The organism is Mucilaginibacter sp. (assembly GCF_039207105.1).
Lineage (GTDB): Bacteria > Bacteroidota > Bacteroidia > Sphingobacteriales > Sphingobacteriaceae > Mucilaginibacter.
This window is the reverse complement of the sequence record NZ_JBCECK010000237.1, coordinates 1-5486: the sequence shown is the minus strand read 5'-3', so window position 1 is coordinate 5486 and position 5486 is coordinate 1. Positions and strand designations below refer to the sequence as shown.

Here is a 5486-nt window from a genome sequence, read left to right as displayed (position 1 = left end):
GCTCCGGGGTATCATCCTTATGTATCATATCCAACAGGCGGAAAGCTTTTATGGTCTCTTCCTTGTTATCCAATAAATTGGTTGAGGTGAGGGAGAAAAACGGATAATAAAATTCCTCGGGCATTACCTTAATGCAGCCAAAATCAATAACGCCTAAATTACCATCTGGAGTTATCATAAAGTTGCCGGGATGCGGGTCGGCATGCACGGCACGCAGTTCATGCTGCTGAAAGTTGTAAAAATCCCACAGGGCCTGCCCAATCTGGTTACGTAGTTCCTGCGATGGGTTAGTCGCTAAAAACTCACGCAAGTGAAGTCCATCAAGCCAATCCATTGTAATGATGCGTTTGCTTGATAGTTCGGGGTAATACTTCGGGAAAACTACATGATCAAGAACAGCGCATGCCGTTGAAAACTCTACCGACCGGCGTACTTCCAACTCATAGTCGGTTTCTTCCAGCAGGCGTTCTTCAACCTCACGCATATATATGTCCAGCTCTTTTTCGCTCATGCCCAGCATCCGGAAAGCGAATGGTTTAACCAGTTTCAGGTCGGATGATATAGAATCGCCTACACCCGGGTACTGGATCTTGACGGCCAGTTTCTTGCTATTCAACTCAGCCTGGTGTACCTGGCCAATAGAAGCCGCGTTGGTTGAGCGGATATTGAACTTATCAAATATCTGGTCGGGATTTTTGCCGAAATATTTTTTAAATGTTTGCACGATCAGCGGCCCCGAAAGCGGAGGCGCATTGTATTGTGATTGGGTGAACTTATCTACATAAGCCTGCGGCAGCAGGTTTTTATCCATACTGAGCATTTGCGCCACCTTGAGGGCGCTGCCTTTGAGCTCGCTTAATGACTGATATATATCTGTAGCATTATCCTCATTCAGCTCTGATTTGTCCAGATCAGGATTAAAGAGTTTTTTGGAATAATGCTTGATATAGTTGCCGCCAATTTTTACACCTGTGGTAATAAACTTGGCCGAACGCTGAACTTTTGTGGTTGGTATGCTATTTTGTTCTTTTTGAACCCCGTCTGAATCATTCCCGTTAGGAGCGACTTTATTGTCATCTGCCATAATCAATTGTTAAAACCCCATTTTGTCTTTTATCCCGCCGTTTTGCACCAGGAACTTGCCATATTCAAACAGGTTATCAATCGGCGAACGCTGAAACAGGTCGAAAGTTACATTAACACCTTTTTCAATGGCCTCGTCGGTTTTTTCAAACCCGGTTGAGTTGTCGTTTATCCAAAAGTTGAGGACAAATATAAATTGTATCCACAAGGCATCTTTGTAACGCTTGCCGAAAAACTTGCGGTCATTCAGTTCCGTGGTTTCAATACCTTCTTTAAGTATTTCGTCGGCAAAGTTTTCATAAATAGCTTTTAGCTGCTCAAATACTTTAGGAGTAGTAAAGCCTTTAGGGTGTGTATTGATACTGTAAACAGCAAAGCTGCGGCTGCCTTTAAGCAGTTCAAAAAAGCCATAGAAAAACGACAGTGCTTTTTCACGGGCTGTGTATCCGGCCCAAACTTCCTGCGCCCTGATCTCAGTTAATGTTTTACGGGCGAAATCGGCCCAGATACTTTGCTCAACTGCTTCAAACGAGCCGAAGAACTGGTAAAACTCAGCCTCAGTCATTTCGTTTTGCTTGGCGAAAATATAAACCGATTTGGGTTGCATGCCTTCTGTGAGCACAAAATCAATATACGCGTTTTGGATGCTTTCGGTAGTTGCCATAATGGGATTGCTTTAGTAATTAATACGTTAAAATTGTAATTGTTAGTATGAACCTCAAAATAAAGTCTACTTATCGACTCACCCCGACATCGCTGCGCTTGTCGACCCTCTCTTCAGCTTCGCTGGAAAGAGGGTGAAGCAATAATTTCTTTTATCCATCATCCATTTTCCTACCCTCTTTTAGCCATAGGCGAAGAGAGGGGGGCCAGCGAAGCGTAGACCAGGTGAGTTATTTGTATGCCATGCTAAGGCTCCTTATATAAATTGCTCAACCGCCTGTTGCAGCTGCCTGGCTTGAATCACGCCACTTTGGCGCCACTTGGTTTCCCCTTTTTGAAATATCATGAGCGTAGGTACGCTTTGTATGCGGTACGCGTTGGCTGCCGAAGGGTTTTTGTCAATATCTATTTTAATGATCTTTACCTTATCACCAAGGGCGTGTTTAACATCTTGTAATATAGGGGGCATCATTTTACACGGGCCACACCACTCGGCCGAAAAATCAACCAGTACAGGTGTTTCTGATGCTATAATTTCCTGAAAATTTGCCATAACTTTTTTGTTAAATTGCTGGCCATAGCCATTGGCTACCGGCCTAATTATTAAACCATTAAATTAGGTAAAAGTTTACTCATATAACTGTAAAAAGGAACCCCTCAAACTATATTTACTTTATGCAAACAAAACTAACCAATTACCTGTGCATGCTGCTTTTGGCTTTGCCAATTTTGGCCTCGGCACAAGGAAAATCTACTGTGATACCGCTTTGGTCCAAAGGCGCTCCCGGCTTTGAAAACCGCCGCAACGAGCCCGAGCAGGCTCAGGATTATTGGGTGAAAAACATCCATAACCCATCGCTTACCGTTTTTACCCCACCAGCCGGCAAGGCCAATGGCGCAGCAGCGGTGATATGCCCCGGCGGTGGCCACCGATTGTTGGTTTATACTGCAGAGGGTATCGATCCGGCAAAATATTTGAGCGATTTGGGTATTACTGTTTTTGTGCTCAAATATCGCCTGGGGCGTGATACGCTATCCCCCTACAAAATTGATGTACATGCCAAGCAGGATGGATACCGTGCCATGCGACTGGTGCGCAGCAAAGCAGCCGAATATGGTCTGGACATCAACCGTATTGGCATGATGGGCTTTTCGGCCGGGGGCGAAGTGGTTGATATGGTAGCCTATGGCCCTGGTATGGGAGATGCTAATGCTCCCGACGCTATCGACAGACTAAATGCCCGCCCTAACTTTGTGATACAGATATATCCTGGTCCGCTGTATATACCCGATGTGTTGCCTGCCGATGCACCGCCTGCCTTTTTGCTTGCGGCTAATGATGATGCCTGTTGCTCACCATCGGTAGTGAAATTGCTGGACAGGTACCGGGCGGCTAAAATTCCGGTAGAGCTGCATTTGTATACCCAGGGTAGTCATGGGTTTAATATGGGCAACCGGTCAAAGCTGCAATCTATCCATTCCTGGCCGCAGCGTATGGCCGATTGGCTGGCCGACAATAATTATTTAAACCCGGTAAAAACAGAGCGACCTAAAGTACTGCATTGATCATAACACCTACTTTTTAAAATTTTATTTTGGTATAAAAAGGGGGCGAAAATCAGCGAAAATGCTTCAAAAATTGCCGGTTTTACTGTGTTTTTGATCTTTTTTATTTAATTTGAGCTTAAATTATGAGGTTTTTAAAGCTTTAAAAAGTTTTAGTTTGTTGATTGTCAGTTTGTTATTTCGTGATGGCGCTTTTTTGGAGAGTTTTGCTCTTTTAATCAAATAGCCCGGCTATCTGTTAAGATGCCGGGCTATTTGGTTTTATCAAATTTACAAAAAATATCTGAATCAGAATTTACAGAATTGAAGAATAAGCTGAATTAAAACTTATGATGTAAACTAAAAGCTTACATCATAATAACCACGAGATACGTTATCGCTAATCTCGCGGTGGCAATCCATCACTCCCCTTTAGGGGGCGGGGGTTACGCTGTCAGTTCCTCATAAGCTGCTGTCAGGCCGCGTTCAATGCCATCTCCCTGCCATTCGGTTACGCCTGGGATAGCTTTGGAGGCCAGTATTTCTTCTTTTGATTTTCCGGCTTTAATGCTGCTGTCAACATAAGCTACCAAACTTTCCATAAAGTGCTGCATGGCTTTTAAATCGTCCATATTGCCGGTTACCTTTTGCGGGTCAAACGCGTGGCCAAATACAAACAGGGTGTTTTTGTCAAATTGTTTCTGCGCTTTTTCCAATACGGTTATCCAGCTTTTGCATGATGCGCCGGCCGTGCGGTCAACAAAAGGGTAGCGGCGGTTAAAAACCAAGTCGCCGGTGTGTACGATGTTGGCGTTTTCAAAATGAATAAAACTATCGCCGTTGGTATGGCCAGCCCCAAAATAATGAGCGGAAATATGCTCATCGCCTACTTTAATTTTCCAGTTATTGGTATAAGTGATGTTAGGGTACAGCTGCTTATCGTCGGTACCCTGTTTGGCTGCTGCCACCTTTTGGTTAGTAAGCGAATTGGCATGTGCGGCTACATTTTTCACGATACCTTTAAAGGAAATGTTGCCTCCGGTATGGTCGCCGTGGTGATGGGTATTGATGAGCCATTCAAAAGGTTTGTCTGATTGTTTTTTGAGCTCGGCTATCAGGTGGGTTGCCGGGTCTGGAAATTCGGCATCAACCACTACAATGCCCTCCTTGTTTACCAGCCAGGCAATGGTGCCGCCCTGTTCGGCAAACATGCCTACATTGTTACGAAGCGGTTTAAACTGATAGGCCGGATCGGCCAGCAGTGATGCAAAACTCTTTTTGCCCAGTAATGCTACTGAGCCTGCGGTTAAGGCAGTATTTATTAAAAATTTACGGCGTTCCATTTCTTTGGGTTATTAGTTCATTTGTTCAGTAGTTCATTGGTGTATCGTTCATTGGTTCAATAGTTCACTGGTTCATTAGGATCTTTCATGATTGGTACTCGTGTATATGTTAATGATTAGTACCAATCAACTAATGAACAATTGAACTAATGAACCATCAATATTGGTGAAAACTTTGAGATACAAACTCCAGTACGTTGGGTAATGATGCACGCCAGTAGGTCCAGGTGTGGCCGCCATCGCGAACGCGAAACTCATGCAGAATTTCCTTTTTACGCATCGCGATGTGCACCATACAGTTCCCCTCGTATAGAAAATCGTCGTCGCCATCGTCAATAAACCAGCGAACGGCTTTTTTCTGATCATCGGGCATGTTGTTCATCATATAAACCACGCTGTGGGTGTTGTAATACTTAGTAACAACGGAATCAGGCAGGTTGGGGTTGCTTTTGCTGAGCTGTGTTTTAGCTTCCTCAACCGTGAGTGGTCCGGTTGCCGCGCTGAGCGGACATGCTGCTGAAAATAATTCAGGATGATGCAGGGCATACACAAATGATCCGCCACCGCCCATTGAAAGCCCGGCCACAGCCCGGTAATGTTTATCGGCTTTTATACGGTACTTTTTCTCTACAAAGGGAATCAGTTCCTTAAAAAAGAAATCTTCATAATTCCAGTCGCCTTTAACATCATTAAAATAGCCGCGCCTGTCGGTATTGGCATCGGGCATGATAATGATCATGGGGGTAGCAGTACCGGAGCTAATGGCCTTGTCGGTAATGTTGAGTACCTCACCAAATTGTACCCAGCCGGTTTGGTCATCCCCGGCACCATGCAGCAGGTATAGTACCGGAT

The 5486-nt window shown here is 44.6% G+C and carries 6 protein-coding genes; 1 reads left to right on the top strand and 5 read right to left on the bottom strand.

Annotated elements, in window-relative coordinates:
• The 3 genes from AAGC65_RS24580 to trxA all read right to left on the bottom strand — a co-directional run.
• The coding region (locus AAGC65_RS24580; protein ID WP_343115109.1) for an AarF/UbiB family protein at nt 1-1084 on the bottom strand (1084 nt) is incomplete at its 3' end.
• Between the two features lie 9 nt (nt 1085-1093).
• A complete protein-coding gene (locus AAGC65_RS24575) occupies nt 1094-1747 on the bottom strand; it encodes a TetR family transcriptional regulator C-terminal domain-containing protein (protein WP_343115108.1) in 654 nt (217 codons plus the stop codon).
• 255 nt (nt 1748-2002) lie between these two features.
• Complete coding sequence (gene trxA, locus AAGC65_RS24570) at nt 2003-2299, bottom strand: thioredoxin (protein ID WP_343115107.1); 297 nt, start codon at nt 2297-2299, stop codon at nt 2003-2005.
• Nucleotides 2300-2421: 122 nt separating this feature from the next.
• On the opposite strand from trxA, the gene AAGC65_RS24565 reads away from it, so the two are divergent.
• A complete protein-coding gene (locus tag AAGC65_RS24565; RefSeq protein ID WP_343115106.1) occupies nt 2422-3312 on the top strand; it encodes an alpha/beta hydrolase in 891 nt (296 codons plus the stop codon).
• Between the two features lie 425 nt (nt 3313-3737).
• Here the strand turns inward: AAGC65_RS24565 and AAGC65_RS24560 are convergent, their stop codons facing one another.
• Together AAGC65_RS24560 and AAGC65_RS24555 are read right to left on the bottom strand one after the other, a co-directional pair.
• Nucleotides 3738-4634 carry an MBL fold metallo-hydrolase gene (locus tag AAGC65_RS24560; RefSeq protein WP_343115105.1) on the bottom strand — a complete coding sequence of 299 codons (897 nt, stop codon included), beginning with the start codon at nt 4632-4634 and terminating at the stop codon, nt 3738-3740.
• A 157-nt stretch (nt 4635-4791) separates the two neighbouring features.
• On the bottom strand, nt 4792-5486 hold a 695-nt coding region (locus tag AAGC65_RS24555), incomplete at its 5' end, for an alpha/beta hydrolase-fold protein (protein WP_343115104.1).

What these genes read in the sequence shown, in the direction of transcription:
- AAGC65_RS24575 (WP_343115108.1), bottom strand. Translation starts at nt 1,747, where the DNA reads ATGGCAACTACCGAAAGCATCCAAAACGCGTATATTGATTTTGTGCTC.
- trxA (WP_343115107.1), bottom strand. Translation starts at nt 2,299, where the DNA reads ATGGCAAATTTTCAGGAAATTATAGCATCAGAAACACCTGTACTGGTT.
- AAGC65_RS24565 (WP_343115106.1), top strand. Translation starts at nt 2,422, where the DNA reads ATGCAAACAAAACTAACCAATTACCTGTGCATGCTGCTTTTGGCTTTG.
- AAGC65_RS24560 (WP_343115105.1), bottom strand. Translation starts at nt 4,634, where the DNA reads ATGGAACGCCGTAAATTTTTAATAAATACTGCCTTAACCGCAGGCTCA.